23 protein-coding genes and 1 riboswitch are annotated in these 23779 nt (G+C 72.0%); of the genes, 7 read left to right on the forward strand and 16 right to left on the reverse strand.

The features are described from left to right. Nucleotides 1–13: 13 nt before the first annotated feature. The 9 genes from ACIRD7_RS38140 to ACIRD7_RS38180 all read right to left on the reverse strand — a co-directional run bounded on the left by ACIRD7_RS38140 (nt 14) and on the right by ACIRD7_RS38180 (nt 7434). Nucleotides 14–1102 (reverse strand): hemolysin family protein, encoded by a 1089-nt coding sequence (locus ACIRD7_RS38140; RefSeq protein ID WP_403460553.1) that lies wholly within the window; start codon nt 1100–1102, stop codon nt 14–16. Then, nucleotides 1099–2424: a hemolysin family protein gene (locus ACIRD7_RS38145; protein ID WP_403460554.1), complete on the reverse strand. Its 1326-nt coding sequence runs from the start codon at nt 2422–2424 to the stop codon at nt 1099–1101. The genes ACIRD7_RS38140 and ACIRD7_RS38145 overlap by 4 nt, the downstream gene beginning before the upstream one ends. A 203-nt stretch (nt 2425–2627) precedes the next feature. Continuing rightward, nucleotides 2628–3083, reverse strand: coding sequence for a PH domain-containing protein (locus ACIRD7_RS38150; protein ID WP_403460555.1), 456 nt, complete (start codon nt 3081–3083; stop codon nt 2628–2630). A gap of 11 nt (nt 3084–3094) precedes the next feature. Further along, nucleotides 3095–3946, reverse strand: a complete 852-nt coding sequence (gene hisG / locus ACIRD7_RS38155) for an ATP phosphoribosyltransferase (RefSeq protein WP_403460556.1) — start codon at nt 3944–3946, stop codon at nt 3095–3097. A gap of 50 nt (nt 3947–3996) precedes the next feature. Further along, nucleotides 3997–4269: a phosphoribosyl-ATP diphosphatase gene (locus tag ACIRD7_RS38160; RefSeq protein WP_004990764.1), complete on the reverse strand. Its 273-nt coding sequence runs from the start codon at nt 4267–4269 to the stop codon at nt 3997–3999. A gap of 34 nt (nt 4270–4303) precedes the next feature. Next, on the reverse strand, nt 4304–4789 hold the full coding sequence (ribH, locus tag ACIRD7_RS38165; protein WP_003988915.1) for a 6,7-dimethyl-8-ribityllumazine synthase: 486 nt from the start codon (nt 4787–4789) through the stop codon (nt 4304–4306). A gap of 25 nt (nt 4790–4814) precedes the next feature. Continuing rightward, a complete protein-coding gene (locus tag ACIRD7_RS38170) occupies nt 4815–6182 on the reverse strand; it encodes a bifunctional 3,4-dihydroxy-2-butanone-4-phosphate synthase/GTP cyclohydrolase II (protein WP_403460557.1) in 1368 nt (455 codons plus the stop codon). After that, on the reverse strand, nt 6179–6820 hold the full coding sequence (locus ACIRD7_RS38175) for a nicotinamide riboside transporter PnuC (RefSeq protein ID WP_403460558.1): 642 nt from the start codon (nt 6818–6820) through the stop codon (nt 6179–6181). Before ACIRD7_RS38175 ends, ACIRD7_RS38170 begins: the two co-directional genes overlap by 4 nt. After that, on the reverse strand, nt 6817–7434 hold the full coding sequence (locus tag ACIRD7_RS38180) for a riboflavin synthase (RefSeq protein WP_393515590.1): 618 nt from the start codon (nt 7432–7434) through the stop codon (nt 6817–6819). Before ACIRD7_RS38180 ends, ACIRD7_RS38175 begins: the two co-directional genes overlap by 4 nt. Nucleotides 7435–7581: 147 nt before the next feature. Beyond that, nucleotides 7582–7712, reverse strand: a riboswitch (FMN riboswitch). A 342-nt stretch (nt 7713–8054) separates the two neighbouring features. Between ACIRD7_RS38180 and ACIRD7_RS38185 the strand changes: the two genes are divergently transcribed. Both ACIRD7_RS38185 and ACIRD7_RS38190 read left to right on the forward strand, forming a co-directional pair. Next, the gene (locus tag ACIRD7_RS38185) at nt 8055–8942 is read left to right on the forward strand and encodes an RNA polymerase sigma-70 factor (RefSeq protein WP_403460560.1); all 888 of its coding nucleotides are present in this window, start codon (nt 8055–8057) and stop codon (nt 8940–8942) included. Nucleotides 8943–9033: 91 nt separating this feature from the next. Beyond that, the gene (locus tag ACIRD7_RS38190) at nt 9034–9771 is read left to right on the forward strand and encodes an SDR family oxidoreductase (RefSeq protein WP_403460561.1); all 738 of its coding nucleotides are present in this window, start codon (nt 9034–9036) and stop codon (nt 9769–9771) included. 293 nt (nt 9772–10064) lie between these two features. Here ACIRD7_RS38190 and ACIRD7_RS38195 read toward each other — a convergent pair whose 3' ends face one another. Next, complete coding sequence (locus ACIRD7_RS38195; RefSeq protein ID WP_403460563.1) at nt 10065–11303, reverse strand: ROK family transcriptional regulator; 1239 nt, start codon at nt 11301–11303, stop codon at nt 10065–10067. A gap of 138 nt (nt 11304–11441) precedes the next feature. Here ACIRD7_RS38195 and ACIRD7_RS38200 point away from each other — a divergent pair, with 138 nt between their 5' ends. Beyond that, on the forward strand, nt 11442–12653 hold the full coding sequence (locus ACIRD7_RS38200; protein WP_403460564.1) for an MFS transporter: 1212 nt from the start codon (nt 11442–11444) through the stop codon (nt 12651–12653). Here ACIRD7_RS38200 and ACIRD7_RS38205 read toward each other — a convergent pair. Continuing rightward, entirely contained in the window at nt 12613–13071 is a 459-nt protein-coding gene (locus ACIRD7_RS38205) for an acyl-CoA thioesterase (protein ID WP_403460565.1), read from the reverse strand. The two genes, ACIRD7_RS38200 and ACIRD7_RS38205, sit on opposite strands and share 41 nt — an antisense overlap. Nucleotides 13072–13215: 144 nt before the next feature. Between ACIRD7_RS38205 and ACIRD7_RS38210 the strand changes: the two genes are divergently transcribed. After that, nucleotides 13216–14607 carry a uracil-xanthine permease family protein gene (locus tag ACIRD7_RS38210; RefSeq protein ID WP_403460567.1) on the forward strand — a complete coding sequence of 464 codons (1392 nt, stop codon included), beginning with the start codon at nt 13216–13218 and terminating at the stop codon, nt 14605–14607. Here the strand turns inward: ACIRD7_RS38210 and ACIRD7_RS38215 are convergent. After that, entirely contained in the window at nt 14589–15728 is a 1140-nt protein-coding gene (locus ACIRD7_RS38215) for a glycoside hydrolase family 6 protein (RefSeq protein ID WP_403460618.1), read from the reverse strand. The two genes, ACIRD7_RS38210 and ACIRD7_RS38215, sit on opposite strands and share 19 nt — an antisense overlap. 173 nt (nt 15729–15901) lie before the next feature. On the opposite strand from ACIRD7_RS38215, the gene ACIRD7_RS38220 reads away from it, so the two are divergent. Together ACIRD7_RS38220 and ACIRD7_RS38225 are read left to right on the forward strand one after the other, a co-directional pair. Beyond that, complete coding sequence (locus ACIRD7_RS38220; RefSeq protein ID WP_403460568.1) at nt 15902–16585, forward strand: DUF5995 family protein; 684 nt, start codon at nt 15902–15904, stop codon at nt 16583–16585. An 81-nt stretch (nt 16586–16666) separates the two neighbouring features. Next, nucleotides 16667–17596 (forward strand): LLM class F420-dependent oxidoreductase, encoded by a 930-nt coding sequence (locus tag ACIRD7_RS38225; protein WP_403460570.1) that lies wholly within the window; start codon nt 16667–16669, stop codon nt 17594–17596. Here ACIRD7_RS38225 and ACIRD7_RS38230 read toward each other — a convergent pair. Together ACIRD7_RS38230 and ACIRD7_RS38235 are read right to left on the reverse strand one after the other, a co-directional pair. Further along, on the reverse strand, nt 17593–19311 hold the full coding sequence (locus tag ACIRD7_RS38230; RefSeq protein ID WP_403460571.1) for a flavin monoamine oxidase family protein: 1719 nt from the start codon (nt 19309–19311) through the stop codon (nt 17593–17595). The two genes, ACIRD7_RS38225 and ACIRD7_RS38230, sit on opposite strands and share 4 nt — an antisense overlap. Before the next feature lie 46 nt (nt 19312–19357). Continuing rightward, nucleotides 19358–20146: a carbon-nitrogen hydrolase family protein gene (locus ACIRD7_RS38235; RefSeq protein ID WP_403460572.1), complete on the reverse strand. Its 789-nt coding sequence runs from the start codon at nt 20144–20146 to the stop codon at nt 19358–19360. A 298-nt stretch (nt 20147–20444) separates the two neighbouring features. On the opposite strand from ACIRD7_RS38235, the gene ACIRD7_RS38240 reads away from it, so the two are divergent. Next, the gene (locus ACIRD7_RS38240; RefSeq protein WP_403460574.1) at nt 20445–20984 is read left to right on the forward strand and encodes a Repetin; all 540 of its coding nucleotides are present in this window, start codon (nt 20445–20447) and stop codon (nt 20982–20984) included. Here ACIRD7_RS38240 and ACIRD7_RS38245 read toward each other — a convergent pair. Both ACIRD7_RS38245 and ACIRD7_RS38250 read right to left on the reverse strand, forming a co-directional pair. Further along, nucleotides 20953–22149 (reverse strand): MFS transporter, encoded by a 1197-nt coding sequence (locus ACIRD7_RS38245; protein WP_403460575.1) that lies wholly within the window; start codon nt 22147–22149, stop codon nt 20953–20955. The two genes, ACIRD7_RS38240 and ACIRD7_RS38245, sit on opposite strands and share 32 nt — an antisense overlap. 120 nt (nt 22150–22269) lie before the next feature. Further along, the gene (locus tag ACIRD7_RS38250) at nt 22270–23733 is read right to left on the reverse strand and encodes an HAD-IA family hydrolase (RefSeq protein WP_403460576.1); all 1464 of its coding nucleotides are present in this window, start codon (nt 23731–23733) and stop codon (nt 22270–22272) included. Nucleotides 23734–23779: the final 46 nt, after the last annotated feature.

Consider the following 23779-nt stretch of genomic DNA (forward strand, 5'->3'; position numbering starts at 1 on the left):
GCCCCGGCCCCATTCAGCCGGCCAGGGCCTCTTCCGGCTCCCCGGTGCTCACCCGCGGGGCGGTCACCCGCACCTCCGGCAGCTCCCGGTGCGCCGGATCCCGCACCTCGCCCACCAGGAGCTCCAGTACGTCCTCCAGCGCGACCAGGCCCAGGACCTTGCCGGACGCGTCGGCGACCTGGGCCAGATGGGTCGCGGCGCGGCGCATCACCGTCAGGGCGTCGTCCAGCGGCAGGTCCGAGCGCAGGGTCGTCATGGGATGCCACACCTGCTGCGGGACCGCGCGCTCGGACTCCTCCAGATCCAGTACGTCCTTCACGTGCAGGTAGCCCATGAAGGCGCCGGTCTCCGCGGCGACCGGGAAGCGGGAGTACCCGGTGCGCGCGGTGAGCGCGACGATCTGGCCGGGGGTGACCGAGGGGCTGACGGTGACGAGGGACTCGCGGGTCAGGAGTACGTCCGTCACCGGGCGCGAGCCCAGCTCCAGGGCGTCCTCCAGACGCTCCTGCTCCTCGGGGTCGAGCAGGCCCGCCTGGCCGGAGTCCTCCACCAGCCGGTTGAGCTGCTCGCTGGTGAACACCGCCTCGACCTCGTCCTTCGGCTCGACGCGGAACAGCCGCAGGATGGCATGGGCGACGGCGCCGAGCGCCACGGTGATCGGCCGGCAGAAGCGCGCGAAGTAGACCAGCCCGGGGCTGAGCCACAGCGCGACCTTCTCCGGGGCCGCCATGGCCAGGTTCTTCGGCAGCATCTCGCCGACGACCAGGTGGAAGAAGACCACGGCGGCGAGCGCGATGACATAGGTGAGCGGATGGATCATGCCGTGCGGCAGATGGATCCACTCGAACACCGGCTCCAGCAGATGCGCCACCGTCGGCTCGGCGACCGCGCCGAGCGTCAGCGAGCACACGGTGATGCCGAACTGGGCCGCCGCCATCATCTGCGGCAGCCGCTCCAGGCCGTACAGGACCTGGCGGGCGCGGGCGGTGCCGAGCGGTTCGATCTGGCTGCGGCGGACCGAGACCAGGGCGAACTCGGCGCCGACGAAGAAACCGTTGGCCAGCACGAGCAGCGCAGCGAAGACGAGTTGAAGCACGCTCATCGTGCGACCTCCACCACGGCCCCGGTCCGCACCAGGCGGACGCGCTCGGCGCGGTAGTGGCCGACCCGGCGCACCGACAGCCGCCAGCCCGGCAGTTCCGCCTTGTCACCGACGGCCGGGATGCGCCCGAGCAGATCGGCGACGAGTCCGGCGACGGTCTCGTACGGCCCCTCGGGCACGTCGAGGCCTATCCGCTGGAGGATGTCGACCCGGCAGCTGCCGTCGGCGTCCCAGGCGGGGCGGCCGTCCTCCGGCGGTGCGGCGGCGAGTTCGGGCAGGTCCTGCCCGTCGTGCTCGTCGCGGACCTCGCCGACGATCTCCTCGACGATGTCCTCCAGCGTGACCACGCCGGCCGTGCCGCCGTACTCGTCGACGACGACGGCGATGGGCTGCTCGCTGCGCAGCTGGGCGAGGAGCGGCTGGACCGGCAGGGTCTCGGGGACGAGCAGCGCCGGGCGGGCGATCTGACCGACGGGGGTGCGCAGCCGGTCACTCGAACGGATCGCCAGCGCGTCCTTCAGATGGACCATGCCGACGATCTCGTCGATCCGCTCCCGGTAGACCGGGAAACGGGACAGACCGGTCGCACGGGTGAGGTTGACCACGTCCTCGGCCGTCGCCGAGGACTGGAGCGCGCTCACCTTCACGCGCGGGGTCATGACGTGCTGGGCGGTCAGCTCGGCGAGCGACAGGGTGCGTACGAAGAGGTCCGCGGTGTCCTGTTCCAGGGCGCCGGCCTGGGCGGAGTGCCGGGCCAGGGAGACGAGTTCGCCGGGGGTGCGGGCGGAGGCCAGCTCCTCGGCGGGCTCGATGCCGAGCGCGCGCACGAGACGGTTGGCGACGGAGTTCAGACCGGCGATGACCGGGCGGAACAGCCGTGCGAAGGCGTGCTGCGGGCCCGCGACGAAGCGCGCGACCTGCATCGGCCGGGACACCGCCCAGTTCTTGGGCACGAGTTCGCCGATCACCATCTGCACGGCCGAGGCCAGCAGCATGCCGACGACGACGGCCACGCCGGACACCGCGCCCTCGGGGATGCCGATCGCGGTGAAGGGGCCGCCCAGCAGCTCGGCGAGCGCCGGCTCGGCGAGCATGCCCACCACCAGGGAGGTGATGGTGATGCCGAGCTGGGTGCCGGAGAGCTGGAAGGACAGTTCCTTGAGCGACTCGACGACCCGGTGGGCCCTTCGGTCGCCCTCCGCGGCCGCCTTCTCGGCGTCCGTCGCCTCGACCGTGACCAGGCCGAACTCGGCGGCCACGAAGAAGCCGTTGGCGAGAATCAGGAGGAACGCGGCTGCGAGGAGCAGCAAGGGGATGCTCATGATGCGGCCGCCCCGGTATGTCGGGAGGGGGCGGCGCAGGTACTACAGGACGATCCGTCCATCGCTGGAGGGAATCACTCCTCGGGTAGCAGGGGGGCCTCTGAAGACCGTGGGGAACATCAGAGGCGGAGGCGTCACGAAAACGCCTCCGCCAACAGATTAATCAAGACATGGCGATTTACGGCAGGGTGGACGGAGCCGAGTCAGCTCTCATGGCCCTCGGGCTCCTTGACGGCACGCGCCTCGGCGAGCGCCCGCAGGGCGCGCGCGTCGGCGACGGCCCGCTGTCTGGCGATGCCCGGCTGGATGCCGAGGGCGGGCAGGCTGGTGCCGTCGCTGAGGTTGAGGAACACCCAGGGATCGCCCGGTCGGAGGTTCACCTGAACGATCTCGGCCCAGTCCAGCCGTCGCTTGGTGGCGATGTTCACCACGGTGACGCCGGACTCGTCGGCGACGACCTTCACGCGGGCCAGCGTGGCCAGCACGCCGAACATGAGGGCGCCGGTGAGGATGAAGCTGAGGCGCTCCCCCGGGCCGAGCTTCTCCAGCAGCAGCGCGACGGCCGTGATGACGACGAAGATCGCGACGCCGGCGGTGAGCAGGACGGCCCGGGTGCGGCCCGGACGGAACGTGACGGGAAGAGCGGGCAGTTCGGACATCTCCGTGCTCTCTACAGGCGGCAGGCGTGGATGGCCGTGGTCAGGATGGCCCGGGCGCCGATGTCGTACAGGTCGTCCATGATCCGCTGGGCCTCCTTGGCCGGGACCATGGCACGGACGGCGACCCAGCCCTCGTTGTGCAGCGGGGAGACGGTCGGGGACTCGAGGCCCGGCGTGAGGGCGACGGCCTTCTCCAGCTGCTCGACGCGGCAGTCGTAGTCCATCATCACGTACGTCCGGGCGACCAGGACGCCCTGGAGGCGGCGCAGGAACTGCTGGACCTTGGGGTCCTCGCCGTCCGCGCCGGTGCGGCGGATGACGACGGCCTCGGACTTCATGATCGGCTCGCCGACGACCTCCAGACCGGCGTTGCGCAGCGAGGTGCCGGTCTCGACGACGTCCGCGATGACCTGGGCGACACCGAGCTGGATGGCGGTCTCGACGGCGCCGTCGAGGTGGACGACGGAGGCGTCGATGCCGTTGTCGGACAGGTACTTGGCGACGATGCCCTCGTAGGAGGTGGCGACCGTCTTTCCCTTCAGGTCCGCCAGGTCGTCGCCGACGGTGCCGGGCTTGGTGGCGAAGCGGAAGGTGGAGCGGGCGAAGCCGAGCGGCAGGATCTCCTCGGCGTCGGCGTCGGAGTCGATCAGCAGGTCACGGCCGGTGATGCCGATGTCGAGCTGGCCGGAGGCGACGTAGATGGCGATGTCGCGGGGGCGGAGGTAGAAGAACTCGACGTCGTTCTCCGGGTCGACGATCCGCAGTTCCTTGGACTCGCGCCGCTGCTGGTAGCCGGCCTCATGCAGCATGTCCGCCGCAGGGCCGGAGAGTGAACCCTTGTTGGGGACAGCGATGCGCAGCATGAGGTCGGCTTCCTTCGTTCGCTCTGATGGGTGTGCTGGGTTGCTGGTGCTCAGAGGTGGGCGTACACGTCGTCCAGGGAGATGCCGCGGGCGACCATCATCACCTGGACGTGGTACAGCAGCTGCGAGATCTCCTCGGCGGCCGCTTCCTTGCCCTCGTACTCGGCGGCCATCCAGACCTCGGCGGCCTCCTCGACGACCTTCTTGCCGATGGCATGGACGCCCTTGTCGACGAGTTCGGCGGTGCGGGAGGTGGCGGGATCGCCGTGGGCGGCCTTGTGCTGGAGCTCGGTGAAGAGCTCCTCGAACGTCTTCTTGGACATGGTGACGCTCAGCCTATGCCACATACGGCTTTCGTCAGCGCCAGGGTTCAGATACTGAGCGGAGGGTCGCCGCCGTCGCCACGGCCGCGGTCACCGCCTCGTGCCCCTTGTCCTCGTTGGAGCCCTCGATGCCCGCGCGGTCCAGGGCCTGCTCCTCGGTGTCGCAGGTCAGCACGCCGAAGCCGACGGGGACGCCGGTCTCGACGGAGACCTGGGTGAGGCCCTGGGTCACGCCCTGGCACACGTACTCGAAGTGGGGGGTGCCGCCGCGGATGACGACCCCGAGGGCCACGATCGCGTCGTAGCCACGGCCCGCGAGGACCTTGGCGACGACCGGGAGCTCCCAGCTGCCGGGGACCCGCAGCAGGGTCGGCTCGTCGATCCCCAGGTCGTGCAGGGCGCGCAGCGCGCCGTCCACCAGTCCGTCCATCACCTTCTCGTGCCACTGTGCCGCGATGACCGCGACCCGCAGGTCGCCCACATTGCGTACGGACAGCTCCGGTGCGCCCTTGCCGCTCACGTTCTTGAGTCTCCTCGGTGTGCTGTTACTGGTTGGTGCAGGTGGACAGTGAGGCCGGGGTGGCCGGCGCCACGGGGACCGTGTCCAGCCAGGGCAGGTCGTGGCCCATCCGGTCCCGCTTGGTGCGCAGATAGGTCAGATTGTGCTCGCCCGCCGGTACGGGCATCGGCTCGCGCTCGGTGACGTCGATGCCGTGGGTGCGCAGCGCGTCGGACTTGTCGGGGTTGTTGGTCAGCAGGCGCACGCTGCGCACGCCCAGGTCGGCGAGGATCCGCGCGCCGGCGCCGTAGTCGCGGGCGTCGGCGGGCAGCCCGAGTTCGAGGTTGGCGTCGAGGGTGTCGCGGCCGCGCTCCTGGAGTTCGTAGGCGCGCAGCTTGGACATCAGACCGATGCCCCGGCCCTCGTGTCCGCGCAGGTAGACGACGACTCCGCGGCCCTCGTCCTGGATGCGCTCCAGGGCCGCCCCCAGCTGGGGGCCGCAGTCGCAGCGCAGGGAGTGGAAGACGTCGCCGGTGAGGCATTCGGAGTGGACGCGGACGACGACGTCCTCGCCGTCGCCGATCTCGCCGTGGACCAGGGCGACGTGCTCGACGCCGTCGACGGTGGAGCGGTACCCGTAGGCGGTGAAGGTGCCGTGGGCGGTGGGCAGGTGGACCTCGGCCTCGCGCCGGATGGTGGACTCGGCACCGAGGCGTTCCTGCCCCGCCGTGGTCCGCTCCACGGGCTTGGGGTGCTCGGCGTCGCGCAGGTAGGTGATCAGGTCCTCGATGGAGATGATCGTCAGGCCGTGCTTGCGGGCGAACGGGATCAGCTCGGGCAGGCGCAGCATCTCGCCGTCCTCGCCGGCGATCTCGACGATGGCGCCGGCCGGACGCAGGCCCGCGAGCTTGGCCAGGTCGACGGCGGCCTCGGTGTGGCCGTTGCGCACGAGGACGCCGCCGGGGCGGGCGCGCAGCGGGAAGATGTGGCCGGGGCGGACGAGGTCCGACGGCTCGGCCTTGCCGCTCGCGAGGAGCTGGAGCGTGGTCGAGCGGTCGGAGGCCGAGATGCCGGTGGTCACGCCGTGCTCGGCGGAGGCGTCGACGGAGACCGTGAACGCGGTCTTCATCGACTCGGTGTTGTCCTGGACCATCTGCGGGAGCTCCAGCCGTTCCAGCTCGTCCGGCTCCATGGGGGCGCAGATCAGGCCGCGGCACTCGCTCATCATGAAGGCGACGATCTCGGGGGTCGCGTGCTCGGCGGCGATGACGAGGTCGCCCTCGTTCTCGCGGTCCTCGTCGTCGACGACCACGACCGGGCGGCCGGCCGCGATGTCGGCGATGGCCCGCTCGATCGGGTCGAGGGTCAGGTCCTCGATGTCCTCGGTGCGGTACAGGGTCGGTGCCGTCGTCATGCCGGCGCTCCTTCCATGACGGGCCGCGCGCTGTTGCGGGAGCGCAGCCACCAGTCGCGCATGCCCCACAGGACGAGTGCGCCGTAGATGACGTAGACGAAGCCGGAGAAGGCGTAGCCGTTGGCGAAGTTGAGGGGGACGCCGACCAGGTCGACGAGCAGCCAGGCGAACCAGAACTCGACCATGCCGCGGGCCTGGGCGTACATGGCGACGACGGTGCCGACGAAGATGTACGCGTCGGGCCAGGGGTCCCAGGACAGCGTCGGGTACGCCTTGAAGAGCAGCGCCACCGCGACGGTGCCGGCGGCGGCCGCCGCGACCATCACCCCGCGCTCGCGCCAGGTGGCGAACCGTACGGCGATGTGGCCGTCCTCGCCCTGGTCCTTGCCGCGCTGCCACTGCCACCAGCCGTACAGCGCGACGGCCATGACGACCGCCTGCTTGCCCGCGCTGCCGGTCAGATGGCCGAAGAAGGCGCCGAAGAGGATCAGGCCGGCCAGGAACTGCACGGGCCAGGTCCATATGGAGCGCCGCCAGCCGAGGGCGAGGGCGGCGAGGCCGAAGAGGTTGCCGATCATGTCCGACCAGAGGATGTGCTGGCCGAACAGGGCGAAGGCCTCGGAGTTCAGCGAGTTCACCGGTCCGTCGCTCCTTCGGAGGAGAGCCGGTCGCCCAGCATCCGCTCGACGTACTTGGCGATGACGTCGACTTCGAGGTTGACCGGGTCGCCGGGCTGCTTCAGGCCGAGCGTGGTCAGGTCGAGGGTGGTGGGGATCAGGCTGACGGTGAAGTAGTCGGGGCCCGCGTCGACGACGGTGAGGCTGATGCCGTCGACCGTGATGGAGCCCTTCTCGACGACGTACCGGGACAGGTCCGCGGGGAGGGAGACCTTCACGATCTCCCAGTTGTCGGAGGGCTTGCGCTCCAGGACCTCGGCGGTGCCGTCGACGTGGCCCTGCACGATGTGCCCGCCGAGGCGGTCGCCCACGGCGGTGGGGCGCTCCAGGTTGACGCGGGAGCCCACCGAGAGGACGCCCAGGCTGGAGCGGTTCAGGGTCTCGGCCATCACGTCGGCGGTGAACTCGTCGCCCTCGTGGTCGACGACCGTGAGGCAGACGCCGTTGACCGCGATGGAGTCGCCGTGCTTCGCGCCGTCGGTGACGACGGGCCCGCGCACTCGGAAGCGACAGGCGTCGTCGAGGGTCTCGACGGCGGTGATCTCGCCCAGCTCTTCGACGATTCCGGTGAACACTTCCCGGGTCCTCCTGCCACATCGGGGCACGGACTCCGGGGCCTGTCGATGACGACAGAATGTACGAGCAGGGACACCGGGGGCGACGCCGGACAGGGCTCGCCTCATGGACGAACCGGTACGGCGGCGCGCACGAATGCCCGCCCGCCGCGCACTGCCTCCCATCCGGACTTTAACCGTCGGTCCAGGAATTTCACCTGGTCAACCGGCCGCTGGAGGCGGCCGGGTCGCGGACTGTAACCGCCGGTTCGGACTTTCACCGACCCCGGAGTGCGCTGCTTCTGGTACACGGCCAGTGTGCCACGCCTGATCGGTGTCCATACGGGCGAAGGGTGTGGGGTGGCTCACAGGCTCCTTCACTGGACTCTCACAGCGACCGATCCGGCCCCCAACTCCCTTGCACCAGGACACCCTTGAGATTGGTCCATACCTATTGACGCTATGGTCTAGTCCTCTCTAGGGTGCGGGAACCTCCCCGTCCTCGGATCCCTCTTTTCCTGCGCGCAGCTCCCATGCCCCGGAGGAGCCCCCCTCAGCCGGCCCGGCGGCGGTGACGACGGCCCTTGCCCGCCGCCGGGCCTCCCAGCGCCGGCCCCGTACGGCCGTGGCAGGGTGAGGCCGTGACGACCGCGACCGCCGACGAGTTCGAGACCCACCGTCCCCGGCTGTTCGGCCTGGCGTACCGCATCCTCGGCTCCGCCGACGAGGCCGAGGACTCCGTCCAGGACGCGTATCTGCGCTTCAGCGGCGCCGACCGCGGCGCGATCGAGCATCCGGCGGCCTGGCTCGCCAAGGTCGTCACCAATCTCTGTCTCACCCGGCTGACTTCGGCGCGGGCCCGGCGCGAGCGGTACGTCGGGCCCTGGCTGCCGGAACCCGTGGTGACCTCCGACGGCACGCTGGGGCCGCTGGAGTCCGCCGAGCAGCGCGACGCCGTGTCGCTGGCGATGCTGGTGCTCCTGGAGCGGCTCAGCCCGACCGAGCGGGCGGTCTATGTGCTGCGGGAGGCCTTCGCGTACGGCCACCGGGAGATCGCCGAGGCGCTGGAGCTGACCGAGGCCAACTGCCGTCAGCTCTACCGACGGGCGGTGCGGCGGGTGGACGAGCGGCGGTCGCGGTTCGAGTCGACTCCCGAGCGGCAGGAGGAGCTGGTCGCGTCGTTCCTCAGGGCGGCCCGCGAGGGTGACCTCGGCGGACTGGAGAAGCTGCTGGCGGCCGACGTCGTCTGGGAGAGCGACGGGGGCGGCAAGGTCACGGCGGCCCTGCGGCCGATCGAGGGCCGGGAGAAGGTGTTCCGGTTCCTGGCGGGTGCGACGCGGACCTTCATGGCCGGCGTGGAGCTCACGGCGGTCGAGATCAACGGCTCGCCCGCGCTGGCCGCGTGGGCGGGCGACACGCTGATGTCGGTGGTGGCGCTCGACCTGCGCGACGGTCTGATCGGCCATGCGTGGGCCGTGGTGAACCCGGACAAGCTGGACTTCGTACGCCGTCAGCTGGCGCGGGCCTAGCCGGCTGTCACATTTCGCGGGGTGTACTCGGTCCCAGCTGCCGAGGGGCGCTCCGCCCGGGAGCGCCCGCCGTCCGAGAGGGCTGAACACAATGACCACGATGCTGGTGACCGGCGGTACCGGAACACTCGGCCGGCTCGTCGCCGAGCGGCTGCGCGCGGACGGGCACGAGGTGCGGGTGCTCAGCCGGAGCGCCCGGCCGTACGCCGTCGACCTGCGCAAAGGCGGTCCCGGGCTGGACACGGCGATGGCGGGCGTGGACACGGTCGTGCACTGCGCGAGCTCGCAGAACGGCGGCGACGAGGAGGCGGCGGAGCATCTGATCGCGGCCGCACGGAAGGCCGGGGTACGGCATCTGGTCTACATCTCGATCGTCGGCGTGGACCTGGTGCCGCTCGGCTACTACAAGGCCAAGCTCGCCGTGGAGCGGATGGTCGAGGAGTCGGGGATCGGCTGGACCGTGCTGCGTGCGACCCAGTTCCACGACCTGGTGGCGCGGGTGCTCGGGGGCTTGTCCAAGGTGCCGGTGATGCTCGTCCCGGCCGGCGTTCGGGACCAGCCCGTCGAGGTCGCGGAGGTCGCCGACCGGCTGGCCGAGCTGGCCCAGGCGGCTCCCGCCGGGCGGGTCGAGGACATGGGCGGCCCCGAGGTGCGGACGTTCGACTCGCTGGCCCGCACGTATCTCCGGGCCACGGGCCGCAGGCGGCTCGTCGTGAACGTGCCGCTGTGGGGGAAGGCGTACCGGGGCATGCGCTCGGGCGGGCTGCTGGCGCCAGAGCGGGCGGTGGGCAAGGGGACGTTCGAGGAGTATCTGGGGCGGGTGGTCTGAGCGGGGTCGGACGCGGCGGATGGCCCGATTCCCTCCCGCCGGTCAGCGCGCTCCGGGCGCGGGAGGAGTATCTGGTGCGGGTCGTCTGACCGGGGTCGGGCGCGGCGGACGGCCCGACGCCTCCCGCCGGTCAGCGCTCCGGCCGCGGGAGGAGTATCTCGGGCGGATCGTATGACCGGGGTCGGACGCGGCGGACGGCCCGAACCCCTCCCTCCGGACAACGGGAGGAGTATCTGGTGCGGGTCATCTGACCAGGGTCGGACGCGGCGGACGGCCCGAACCCCTCCCTCCGGTCAGCGCTCCGGAGGCGCGAACAGCTCGTTCTGTGCCGCGTCGCGGGCCGTGAGGAGCGCGCCGCGCAGGACGGCGCCGCCGCCGAGGCCGCCTGCCCGCACCACGGTCGGGAGGGGCGACATCCGCCGGATCCGCTCCTCCACCCGCGAGGCGAGCACCTCTCCCCCGGCCTGCCCGACCTCACCGCCGAGGACCACACAGCCGGGGTCGAGGACGGCGACGACGGAGGCGACACCGACGGCCAGGCGGTCGGCGAGGGTGTCGAGGAACCGGTCGGCCGCGGCGGCCTCGTCCGAGGGTCCGCCGCGCCGCGGCCGGCCGTCCGCCGCCCCGGCCACCAGCGCGACGGCGTTGCCCACCACCCCCGCGGCGAGCGGCTCGGGCGCGGACGCGTCCTCGACCGGCAGGCCGAAGGACCCCGCCAGGTCCACGATCGCCGCCGACCCCGCCAGCGAGTGGAACCCGCCCTCGCAGTCCACCGCGGACGGCAGCCCCCTCGTCCCGGGCACCGGCAGGAAGCCGATCTCGCCCGTACCCCCGGAGGCGCCGCGGCGCAGCGCGCCGTCGAGGACCACCGCCGCGCCGGTGCCGTGGCCGAGCCACAGCAGGACGAAGGTGTCACGGTCGGCGGCCACTCCGTCGCGCTGTTCCGCGAGGGCGGCGAGGTTGGTCTCGTTCTCTACGCTGACGCGGGCCTCGGGAAGCCGTTCCTGAAGGGCCGCGACCAGGCTGCGGTGCCATTCGGGCAGACCGCTGGAGTCGCGCAGTTCGCCGCTCGCCGGGTCGATGAGACCCGGGGCGCCGATCCCCACCGTATGGAGCCGGTCCGCCCCGGCCTCCTTGACGACCCGTTCCACCAGCGCCACCGCCTGCTCCACCGCGGGGCCAGTCCCGGTTTCCCCGCCGATCGGCGCCGACGCCTCGGCGAGCACCGTCCCGACCAGGTCGGACACGACCACCGAGATGCCCTCGGTGCGGACGTCCAGGGCCGCCAGATGGGCGCGGCCGGCGACGATGCCGTACAGCTTGGCGTTCGGGCCGCGGCGCTGTTCGCCCGCCTCGCCGACGACCGTGATCAGCCCGGCGTCGGTGAGGCGCTCGACGAGGTCGGCGACGGTGGGCCGGGACAGTCCGGTCAGCTGCTTCAACTGCCCTGCTGTCAACGGGCCCTCCTGCTGGAGCAGACGCAGGGCGAGCCGGTCGTTGATGGCCCGGGCGGTGCTCGGGGATGCGGGCATGCCGGGATCCTTCCAGATCGGCGGGTCCGGTGAGGCGGGCGGCCGCGGCGGACGTAACAGCACTCTATCTATCAGGCAGGGTTCCTGATAGTTTACGGCCGAACCGTGCACGGAGCGAGGACCGGGAGGGGTCGCACAATGGGTGGGATGGTCTACGACCTGCGCGAAGTGAGGCGTGCCCGGTATGCCGTGGCCGCCGTGTTCGCCGTGCACGGGGCCGTCACCGGCTCCTTCGCGACGCGCGTGCCGTGGATCCAGGACCACGCCGGGGTCAGCGCGGGCCAGCTGGGCATCGCGCTCGCCTTCCCCGCGCTCGGCGCCTCCCTCGCGATGCCGCTGGCGGGCAGCATCACCCATCGCTTCGGCGCCCGGAACGCCCTGCGCGGACTGATCGCCCTGTGGACGCTGGCACTGATCCTGCCCTCGCTCGCCCCCAACCTGCTGACGCTGTGTCTGGCGCTGTTCGTCTACGGCGCCACGGCAGGCATGGCGGACGTGGCGATGAACGCGCTCGGCGTCGAGGTCGAGAGCAGGCTCAACCGGTCGATCATGTCGGGCCTGCACGGCATGTGGAGCGCGGGCGCCCTGATCGGCTCGGCGGCCGGCACGCTCGCGGCCCACCTCGGCTCGGACGCCCGGCTGCACCACGCGCTCGCTGCGGCGACGCTCACGCTGCTCGGTGTGGCCGCCTGCCAGTGGGTGCTCGACCTCCAGCCGGCCGAGGACGAGGAGCCGCCGCCCCGGTTCGCCCTGCCGCCCAAGTCGGCGCTGCTCATCGGCGCGGTCGGGTTCTGCGCGGTGTTCGCGGAGGGCGCGAGCCTGGACTGGTCGGCGGTGTACCTGCGGGACCAGCTGGACACCTCGGCCGGCCTCGCCGCCGCCTGCACGACCGGGTTCACCCTCACCATGGCCGTCGCCCGGCTCGTCGGCGACAAGGTGGTGGACCGCTACGGCTCGGTGCGCACGGTCCGGTTCAGCGGCGCCCTCGCCACGGTCGGCGGACTGCTCATCGTCCTGTCGGACCGGCCGGCCCTGGCCATGACCGGGTTCGCGCTGCTGGGGCTCGGCATCGCGGTGGTCGTGCCGCTGTGCTTCGCCGCGGCCGGCCGCAGCGGCCCCAACCCCTCGCTGGCCATCGCGGGCGTCGCGACGATCACCTACACGTCGGGGCTCATCGCCCCGAGCGCGATCGGCGGGATCGCCCAGGCCACCAGCCTGATGGTGTCCTTCTGCCTGGTCACCGTGCTGTCCTTCGGACTCGTCCTGTTCGCGCGCGTCCTGCGAGTCGGTGACCGTGAGCCCTCGCAGGTCAGCCGGCCGGACGCAGCAGTTCCCGACCCGCGGCCCTGAAGCCCTCGCTCCACGGCGCCGGCCGCAGCGTCCCGGCGTCCAGCCGGACCAGCACCCGGGTGCCGTGGGCGTAGGTGACGGCACCGTCCGCAGAGCAGAAGCGGAAGCCGTAGGTCAGGCCGGTGGTGCCGAGCCGCTCCAGCCAGAGGTGGACGGCGTAGACGCCGGGACTGGTGACCGGGGCCTCGTAGCCGATGCGCAGTTCCTTCACCGCGTTGCAGGCGTCGCCGGCCGCCACCCAGTCGCCCTCGAACCGGAAGCCGTGCTCCTGCCACAGCTCGGCCCAGGCCCGCTCGACCATCAGCGGGTAGCGGGCGTTGTGCAGCAGCCCGAGCGCGTCGAGGTCGTCGAAGTGGACGGTGACGGGGACGAGTCGGCCGTAGGGCAGAGCGGGTGCGATCGGGGCTTCGGCGGTCACGGGCGGGACTCCTGGGACGTACGAGTGGACGCCGACCATCCTAAGCGGGCGCTCAGTATGCCTGAGCGGGGTGGGTCGGCGCCGCCTGCGACGTACCTGACAATGGTCCGGACACCCACCGCACGACGAAAGCGAAACCGCACCATGGATCTCGGCGTCCGCTGGAAACTGCACGGCGACGGACGCACCCCGACGCCCGGAGCGGTCGTCCGCCCCGACGAACGGCTCTCCTGGCCCCGCACCGTCGGGCTCGGCGCCCAGCACGTGGTGGCCATGTTCGGCGCGTCCTTCGTGGCGCCGGTCCTGATGGGCCTCGACCCCAACCTGGCGATCATGATGTCGGGCGTCGCGACCGTCATCTTCCTGCTCGCCACTCGCGGGCGGGTGCCCAGCTACCTCGGCTGCTCGCTCTCCTTCGTCGGCGTCGCCGCGGTCATCCGGGCCGACGGCGGTTCGAGCGCGGTCGTGACCGGCGCGGTCCTGGTCGTCGGCGCCGTGCTGTTCCTCGTGGGTCTCGCCGTTCAGCGCTTCGGGGCGCGGATCATCCACGCCACGATGCCGCCGATCGTCACGGGCGCGGTGGTGATGCTGATCGGCTTCAACCTCGCGCCGGTGACGGCCTCGACGTACTGGCCGCAGGACCAGTGGACCGCGCTGCTGGTGATGCTGTTCACCGGTCTGGCGGTGGTCTGCCTGCGCGGCTTCTGGTCCCGGATCGCGATCTTCCTGGGCCTGGTCTTCGGCTACGGCATCTCCTGGGCCTTCGACCGGATCTTCGGCAGGATCCACTCGGTCGACGCGAGCGGCAAGGTCACCGACCACTGGCGGCTCGACCTCTCCGGTGTCTCGAAGGCCGACTGGATCGGCCTGCCCGACCTGCACGGACCGTCCTTCCAGTGGTCGGCGATCCTCGTCGCGCTGCCCGTCGTGATCGCCCTGGTCGCCGAGAACGCCGGGCACGTCAAGGCGGTCGGCGAGATGACCGGCGACAACCTGGACAGCAAGCTGGGCACCGCGATCTCCGCCGACGGCGCCGCCTCGGTGCTCTCCACGGCGGTGGGCGGACCGCCCAACACCACGTACTCCGAGAACATCGGCGTGATGGCCGCGACCCGCGTCTACTCCACCGCCGCCTACTGGGCCGCCGCCGGCTTCGCGCTGCTCTTCGGCGTCTGCCCGAAGTTCGGCGCGATCGTGGCCGCGATCCCGGGCGGCGTGCTCGGCGGCATCACCGTGATCCTGTACGGCATGATCGGCCTGCTCGGCGCGCAGATCTGGATCAACGCCAAGGTGGACCTGCGCAATCCGCTCAACCTGGTGCCGGCCGCGGCGGGCATCATCATCGGCGTCGGCAACGTCACCATGGAGTTCACCGACACCTTCGAGCTGAGCGGCATCGCGCTGGGCACCCTCGTCGTCATCACCGGCTACCACGCGCTGCGGGCGTTCGCCCCGGCCCACCTCAAGACCCAGGAGCCGCTCCTCGACGAGGGGACGTCCACCTACGACGACGACGCTCAGCGCGCCAAGTCGTAGGCGTAGGACGCCGTGAAGGTCCCCGGCCGGCCCTTGCACCCGTCCGACTCCCCCGGCAGCTTCACCCACAGGTAGGCGTCGACGCGGGCCTCGCCGGTGGCGAGCGTCGGCGCCCGGCCCAGCTTGCGGCCCGCCGGATCGCACCACTCCCCGTCGGCCGGGGGCCCGGCCCCGTTGCGGCTGGTGTCGATGACGGCGCCGAGGCCCTCGGGCCCGCCCAGGGCGTCGAGGACCTGCCGGTCGTAGGCGATCTCGTCGGCGGTGGCGTGGAAGTTGGAGACGTTGCTGAAGACCCCGTCGGAGGACGCGGCCGAGCCGGCGCCGGCCTGCTTCAGCCACCGCGCCTGCTTGCCGGGCGCGTTCCAGCCCGAGTGCCCGGCGTCGTAGTAGACGCGCGCCTTGGGGTTGGCCTGCTTGAAGGCGCGGCCCGCGCGGGCGAGCGAGGCGAAGCGGTCGGCGCGCGCACCGGCAGACAGGCACTCGGACTGGGCGACGGAGTCGGGCTCCAGGATGACGATGACGTCGCCGGAGCCGAGCCCGGCGGCGAACCGGTCGATCCAGTCGTCGTAGGCGTCGAGGCTCGGCGCCCCGCCCTCGGAGTACCCGCCGCAGTCCCGGTCCGGTATGGCGTACGGCACCACCACCGGCACCCGCCCCAGCGCCGACCCGCCCGAGGTCACCGCGCGGACCCGGGCGGTGATGGTGGCCGGCGTGAAGTCGGCGAACCAGACCGCGGCCGGCTGGGCGCCGATCCGGGACTGGATCACGGCGTGGCGCGGGTCGGCGGGGTTGTCGCGGACCCACTCCAGCACCTGCGAGTCGGGGTGGCGGTAGAGGCGGGGCGACACCGCGGGTGCCTGCTGCCGCTTCTGCTCGGTCTCGGTCCTGGTCGGCGAGGGCGTGGGAGCGGCCTTCCGCTTCGGGGTCGGCGACGCGGACGTCGGCGGGGCGGACTTCGTGACCGACGGGAAGGCGGACGGCTGGAGCGGCACGTACCGCAGGCTCGGCGAGCGCGTCACCTCGGGCGGGCGGGCCTCGTCGGTGCCCCGTCCGTCGTCCAGCGCGGACAGCATCCCGGTCAGTGCGCCGACGGTGACCACGACGGAGGCCGCCGCGACCATGGCACCTCGCCGTGCGGTCCTCCTGCGCTCGGCCCTGCGTGCGGCCAGTCGCTGGGCACGTAAGCCTGGCACGGTCCTGCTCTCCCTCCCCCACAGCGAGCGCGTTCCCCCGTTCTGGGGAAGCGCCGGGCCCGCCGACAACTCCGCCAGCCTAAAGCTGGGACATTGCCCCCATGGCGCAATGCGAACAATTCACCACAGCCGTGGACGGGGTCGTCTCCCGTATGCGCGCCCTCGACGCGACCCTGCCCGAACGCGACGGCGTCGCCGTCTTCAACCGCGTCTACCTCGCCGTGACGGAGGCGGTCGACCGGCACATCGACGGCGGCCGGTTCCCGGACGCGCGGGCGGCGATCACGCTGGACGTGCGGTTCGCCGAGCGCTATCTCGCGGCGGTGGCGGCCGCGGAGGAGCGCCGTCCGCCCGCGTGCTGGCGGCCCCTGTTCCAGATGCGCCGGCACCCCGGCGTACGACCGTTGCAGTTCGCGCTGGCGGGTATCAACGCGCACATCGGGCACGACCTCGCGCTGGCCGTGGTGGACGCCTGTCGTAGCCTCGGCTGCGAACCCGTCGATCTGGAGGACGAGTTCGATCGCGTGGGTGATCTCCTCGTCTCGCTGGAGGAGCGCATCCGCGAAGATCTGATGCCGGGTCCCGACCTGCTCCAGATCGCCGACCCGCTCACCCATCTGCTCGGCTCCTGGAGCCTGGAGCGCGCCCGGGACGCCACCTGGTCGGCGGCGCGTGCGCTGTGGGCGCTGCGCCGACTCCCGGAGCTCGCCGAGGAGTTCACCGAGCGGTTGGACGCGGCGGTGGGGTTCGCGGGCCGCATGCTGCTCACACCGCTGCCGGACTGACCCGCACGTCGAGTGGCACTTCCCCGTGCTCGCAGTACGTTGGCCGGTGAGGGCCCACCGATCGTGAAGGAGCACCCCGTCATGGCCATCCGTCTCGGACTCGGTCTTCCCCAGCTCCGGCAGTACGACCTCGCCAAGGACGTGACGGACGTGGCCCGCACGGCCGAGCAGGTCGGCTACGACAGCCTGTGGGTGTACGAGCGGCTGCTGGTCCCCGAGTCCCCGACCCAGGGGCTGTACGGCGTCCCGGGCCTGCCGTGGCCGGACTTCTACCGCGGGATGGCGCATCCGCTGGTCACGCTGACGCTGGCCGCGGCGGTCACCGAGCGGGCGCGGCTCGGCACCGGCATCGTGGTCGGCCCGCTGCACGGGCCGTTCCAGCTCGCCAAGGCCCTGGCCACGCTGGACGCGGCCAGCGGCGGCCGGGTGGTCGCGGGGCTGGGCACGGGCTGGTCGACCGACGAGTTCGCCGCCGCGTCCGTACGGCCGATCGAGGAGCGCGGCGAGGCGCTGGACGAGGTGATCGACGTCTGCCGCGCGGTGTGGGGCCCGGACCCGGTGTCCTACGAGGGCCGGATCACGAAGATCGACGCGGCCGTGGTGGGGCCCAAGCCGGCACGGCCGATCCCGATCCTGGTGGCCGCGGGAGGCGGGAAGGCCCTGACGCGGGTCGTGGACCGCGGCGACGGCTGGATCCCGGTCGCCATGGACGTGCGGGGGTACGCCGCCGCATGGCAGCAGATCCAGGACATCGCCGCCGAGCGCGGCCGCACACGGCCGGTCGAGCGGGTGCCCCGGGTGAACGCGCTGTACTCGGCGAAGGCCTACGACGGCGACGACCGCCAGCCCTTCCAGGGCAGTGTCGAGCAGATCGTGGCGGACCTCGCGGAGTACGCCGAGGTCGGCGTGGAGGAGGTACTCCTGGATCTGCAGACCACCCCGCGCGACGCCCAGGAGCTCAAGGACGTCGCGGCGGAGGTGTACGAGAAGGTACGGGCGGCCGGGCTCTAGTCCTCCGGCAGCTCGACCGGCGCGATCTCGTCGTAGACGTCACCCGGGCCCGGGTTGCTCGCGTCCGTCGATCCGCCCAGGTGGTGCATCACGCCCCAGACCGCGTTCAGCGCGGTCTGGACAGCGCCCTCGGCCCAGCCGGCCGTCCAGGAGATGTCGTCGCCCGCCAGGAAGATGCCCCGCTTGTCCTCGGGCAGCCGGTCCTGCATGAAGTGCGTGAACAGGCGGCGCTGGTAGCGGTAGTGGCCGGGCAGGTTGGCCTTGAACGCGCCCATGAAGTAGGGCTCGTTCTCCCAGGAGACGGTCACCGGGTTGCCGATGATGTGCTTCCTGATGTCGACCTTCGGATAGATCTCGCCGAGCGACTTCAGCATGACCTCCATCCGCTCGTTCGCCGACAGCGGCAGCCACTTCAGGCTGTCGTCGCACCAGGTGTACGACAGGCAGATGACGGCGGGCTTGTCAGGGCCGTCGTCCAGGAGGTAGGTACCGCGGGTCATCCGGTCGGTGAGCGTCATCGACATGACGTCCCGGCCGGTCGGATTTCCCCTGTCGTCGACGGCCTTGTCCAGCCAGAACGGACGGTCCACGGGCACGAAGAGCTTCGAGGACTCCATGTAGTGGGTGCGCTCGATCGCCGTCCAGTGGTCGATCGGGAAGAGCGAGTCGTCGCAGGCGATCTTCGACAGCAGCATCCAGGACTGGGCGGTGAAGATCGCCGCCGGGTAGGTGCGGATGTCGCCGTTCGCGTCGGTCACGGTGATCCGGTTGCCGGCGGCGCGGTTCAGCCGGGTCACCGCCGGGCGGGGCTCGCCGTTCTCGTGCAGCGACGCCAGCGAGGTGCCGTAGGACCAGTGGACGATCTTCTCCGGCTCGCGCTCCCACAGGCGCACCGGCAGCTGCTGGGAGCCGCCGACGATGCCGCGGTGGTGGTCGTCGGCCTCGGTGTAGACGACGCGCAGGATCTCCAGGATGGAGTTCGGGAAGTCGGTGTCCCAGCCGCCGGTGCCGAAGCCGACCTGGCCGAAGATCTCGCGGTGGCGGAAGGACTTGAAGGCCTCGGAGTCGCAGAGGAAGCCGTAGAAGGTCTGGTTGTCGAGCTTCTCGACGAGCTTCGCCCAGATCTCGCGGATGCGCGGCACGTCCCGCTCGCGCATGGCGCGGTTCATGTCGGAGAAGTCGGCGCCCTCTTCGAGGCACTTGTTCCAGGCCTCGGCGACGTCGCGGTAGACCTGCGGCAGGTCGTCGATCGTCTCGGCGTAGTGCGACTCGCCCTTGAGGTCGACGACGGTCGAGGGCGTCGCCTCGGCGAGGGGGTTGGGGAACGGGCTGGTCTTCAGGCCCACCAGGTCGATGTAGTGCTGGAGCGCCGTGGAGGACGGCGGGAAGCGCATCGCGCCCATCTCGGCCGTCAGGCCCTCGGTGCTCGGGCCGTCGAAGCCGACGGTGCGCAGCCGGCCGCCGATCCGGTCGGCCTCGTACACGACGGGCTTGAGGCCCATCTTCATCAGCTCGTAGGCGGCGATGATGCCGGACAGGCCGCCGCCGATGACCGCGATCTCGGTGCCGTGCTCGGTCGCCGGTATCTGGCCGAGCCCCGCCGGGTGGGCGAGGAAGTCGTCGTAGGCGTAGGGGAAGTCCGGGCCGAACATGGTGATCGGCGGCTGCTGCTGCTCGTCGGTGTGCTCGACGGCGTTGGGCACCATGGACGTCATGGGGTACGGACTCCTTGCGGAAGCTGCTGGTGAAGGCGGGGGGTGTTCAGACGAGCGACCCGTAGAGGCCGGGGCGGCGGTCCGTCAGATACGGGTTCGCCTCGCGGGAGGCGGCGACGAAGGCGGGGTCGACGTCGGCGAGGACGAGCTCCTCCTCGCGGCCGGCCCGGGTGCGGGCGACCCCGTCGGGACCGGCGAGGGTGGAGAGGCCGACGAACTCGAACTCCCCTTCCTGGCCGACCCGGTTGACGTAGGCGACGTACATCTGGTTCTCGAAGGCCCGCACCGGGATCATCGACTCGGCGACGAACTGGAACGGGTGCATCTGCGCCGTCGGGACGACGAGCAGGTCGGTGCCGGCGAGGGCGTGGGCCCGGACGTTCTCCGGGAACTCGACGTCGTAGCAGATCAGAAGGCCGACCCGGACGCCGTCGAGCTCGGCCTGGACGACCTGCTGCTCGCCCGGCGTGAAGTGGTCGCGTTCGAAGCAGCCGAAGAGGTGGGTCTTGCGGTAGTTCGCCGACCGGGTGCCGTCGGCGGATATCAGCTGGGCGGAGTTGAAGACGACGTCGCCCTCGCGCTCCGGGTAGCCGTAGACGATCGCCAGGCCGTGTTCGGTGGCGATCTCGGCGATCGCGTCCGCGCAGTCGGCGTCGGCGGGCTCGGCGAGGCGGGCGATGTCGTCGCCGATCGCGTACCCGGTCAGGAACATCTCCGGCGCGACCAGCAGCCCGGCGCCCGCGGCGGCGGCGCGGCCCGCGGCCTCGTCGAGGACCTTGAGGTTCTCGACGGTGGAGCCGGGCCGGCCGGAGCTCTGGAGCAGGGCGGTGCGCATGCGTGTCCTCACCGGGGCGGAAGGGTGGTTGTGGGGGCCACGTAGACGGTACGGGCGGCCGACCAGGCCGGACAAGAAGGAGCCGTTGCGCGCCGGTGAGCGGTTTGTTGCGTGCGCCGTGGGGTCGGCGGCGATTCGTTGCGCGACCTCGGGCGTAGTTCCGGTCGTGCCCGGGGCGCAGGGCGCGGCGGAGTCCCCGCCGGGCGGCGGAGACGGGGTCCCGACCGCGGCGCGATGTGCGGCGGTCGAGGCGCCGGGACAGTGGTGAGCGTCCGCTTGACCTGGGGAAAGGACCACGATGAACCACCGTACGAAGATCGTCGTGCTCGGCTCCGCGCTGCTGCTCACCGCCACGGCCGCCTCCGCCGCCACCGCGTCGGACGAATCGCCGCGGCAGCGGGAGGCGGCCGCGCTCACCGGAACCGCCAAGCTGTACCGCTCGGCCGGGGACGACATCACGTTCTCCTTCGACGCCCATCTGGCGGCGAAGGACAACGCCGACCCGACGAGGGCGACCGGCACCTTCGAGTGGAGCCACTACCTGAACGGCGCGGGCGCCCGGGCGAAGGCCAAGGTCGACTGCCTGGTGACCGGCGGGAAGGTGGCCGTCGTCTCCGGCGTGATCACCGACTCCGACCTGCCGGGCGCCGAGGGCAAGCGGGTCGGCATCACCGTCCACGACGTCGGCCGCCGCGACCGCCTCGGCTACAGCTGGGCCTCCACGGGCGACCCCGTGGAGATGAAGGAGCTGCCCAAGTGCGTGAGCTCCGCCCCCTTCGAGAGGGTCAGGAAGGGGACGGGCGACTTCACGGTCGTGCCGTGGCGGCCCGGCTTCTAGCCAGCGCCAGGGCCGTCACCAGGTAGGGAATCGCGAGCACCGCGAAGACCGTGCTGTGTGCCGCGTCCGTGCCGAGCAGCGCGTACACGCCGAAGGCGGCGACGGTGGCGAGTTCGGTGCCCAGGCTCGCCACCGAGGTGAGCGTGGCCCGGCGGGACTCGTCGATGCGGTGCTGGAGACGGACGTCGGCGAGCACCTCGGCCAGCTGGAACCCGGCGAAGGCCAGGCTCACGAGCGCGATGCCGGCGAGCGAGCGGGCCGCGGCGCCTACGGCCAGGGCGAGCGCCGCGCCCGCGAGGAGCGCCGCGAGCCCGGTCGTGCCGAGGCGTTCGGCCGGTCCGGTCAGGAGGCTGCCGAGGGTGACGCCGGCCCAGATCAGCATGATCAGGTAGGGCACGGTCGCCTCTGCGACGCCGATGTCCCGGACCAGCAGCGGGGTGTACTCGTCGAGCGCGCCCCACACCGCGGCGACGGCCGGGACCAGCAGCAGCGCGCCACGCACCGAACGGTCCGGGCGGACGTCGGCGAGTCCGGTCCGCAGGGTCGTCGCCCAGCCGTCGCCGTCGGTCTCCGCCCGCACCCGGTGCTCGGGGAACCGGGTCGCCACGGCGGCGGTCAGCACACAGGCGACGAAGCTGGCGGCGCCGACCGCCGCATAGCCCCCGCGGGCGAAGACGGGCCCGGCGAGGCCGATGGAGGACACGGTGCCCAGCAGCCGCGCGGCCCGGGACCGGCCCATGACCCGCGCGTACCGGTCGGCGGCGCCCAACCGGTCCAGCTCGTCGTACACGAGCGCCTCCAGCGCTCCGGAGCCCAGCGCTCCGCCGGCACCCCAGAGCACGAAGCCGGCCGCGAAGGCCCAGTACGACGGGACGGCCACCCACAGGGCGAAGCCGGCGGCGGTGAGCAGCGGGCCGATCCACAGCAGCCGGCGCCGCGACACGGCGTCGGCGCAGGCGCCGGAGGGGACCTCAAGGAGCACACCGGTGATCGACCACAGGGCGAACAGGGAGGAGATCTGCCAGAGCGACATGCCGGTGTCGGCGAACAGCAGCGCGTACACCGGGTAGAGCAGGACGAAGTCGTCGAGGAACGAGTAGCCGTACAGCGTGGTCGTCAGCCGCCGGACACCGGTGGCTGGCACACGTGTGGGTGAGAGTGTCATGAGGCCTTCCCGCAGGGACGTTTCGGACACCGGGGGTACGGCGTCCGAGGCGGCCCTCGGGAGGCACGGCTGGTGGATCAATGTCGCCAGGTCATGGCACCGATGGTAGGCCGGTCCGGCTCACTCGCGCAGGGAGAATGTGGTGATCACGGCGGCGTGGTCGGAGGGCCAGTCGTTGTCCGCCACGTCCGGCCAGGGGCGCGGGTGGCCGCTGACGTACGTCTCGGAGTCGAGGACGCGCAGGCCCCGGTGGAGCACGAAGTCGATCCGGTCCTGCGGCTCCGGGCGCCCGCTGCCGTCCTCGTGCAGGACGTGGACCGGCGACCAGGTGTGGCCGGGGTGGGTGACCGGGTCCGGGTGGGCCTCGCGGTAGGAGTCGCGCAGGCCCGCCTCCTCGGCGGCCCTCGTCACCGGCCACTCGACGTCCGGCCGGTCGAGGTGGGAGGGGCTGTTGAAGTCGCCGACGAGGACGACGGGCACGTCGGCGTCGGCCGCCTCCTCGATCCGGCGCAGGGCGTCCCGCATCTGCTCCAGGCGCACCCGCTCGTGGACGATCAGCTCGGCGGCGGGGAGCCCGTCGAAGGCGGACTCGTAGGGGCCGTAGGGCGTGTAGTCGAGGTGGGCCGTCCAGACGTCGACCTGCCGGTCCCCGGCTTGGACGCGGACCCCGGCGGCCCCGTAGAAGCCGACGTCGGGGTCGCCGAAGCGGGCCGTGATCGGGTGGCGGCTGATGATGCCGAGGTTCTCGCCGGCGCGGTGGTGGTACCAGCCGAGGGCGTCGGCGAGTTCCCGGGCCGCGGTGCCGTACGTCTCCTGCAGGCCGACCACGTCCGCGCCGGTCTCGGCGATGACCTTGAGCTGCTTGGCCCGGTGGTCGTGGACCTTCGTGCCGCCGTACCAGAGGTTCCAGCTCATGACGCGCAGTCCGGCCGCAGGCGGGGTGTGCCTCGGCAGGGTCCGCAGGCGCTCGGGGGTGACGTCCGCCAGGCTGGCGAGGACGGTCCGGCCGGGGGCGGGCTCGATCGGGGCGAGCGAGGGCACCGCGAGGACGGTGCAGCCGGCCGCCTCGGCGGAGCTGACGCCGGTCGCGGTGTCCTCGACGGCGACACAGGCCCGCGGGTCGACGCCGAGGGCGCGGCAGGCGGCGAGGTAGGGGTCGGGCGCGGGCTTGGTGCGGTCGGTGTCGTCGGCGGTGACGGAGACCGCGAAGCGGCTCGCGCCGAGGGCTTCGAGGACGGTGTCGGCGACGGCCCGGGGCGACGCCGTGACCAGGGCCGTGGGGATGCCCTCGCGGGCCAGGGCGTCGAGCAGGTCGAGGGCGCCGGGGCGCGGGACGATGCCGGCGCGGACCCGGTCGGCGAACTCGCGGTGGAGCGCGTCGGCCAGGTCGGCGGCCGGGGCGCCGGAGGCCGCGGCGAGCCAGCCGGCGGTGTGCTCGACGGGCCGGCCCAGCACCTCCGGCTCGTCCGCCTCGGTCAGGGCCCGGCCGGCGACCAGCTCCACCGCCTCCCACCACAGGCGCTCGGTGTCGACGAGCGTGCCGTCCATGTCGAACAGGACGGCCTGGAGCGGGAGTCGAGTCACGGTTGTCTCTTTCTTGCGTGGGGGGGGATCAGGTGGGTGGTACGGG

The sequence above is a fragment of the Streptomyces sp. NPDC093568 genome (assembly GCF_044764945.1).
Classification (GTDB): Bacteria; Actinomycetota; Actinomycetes; order Streptomycetales; family Streptomycetaceae; genus Streptomyces.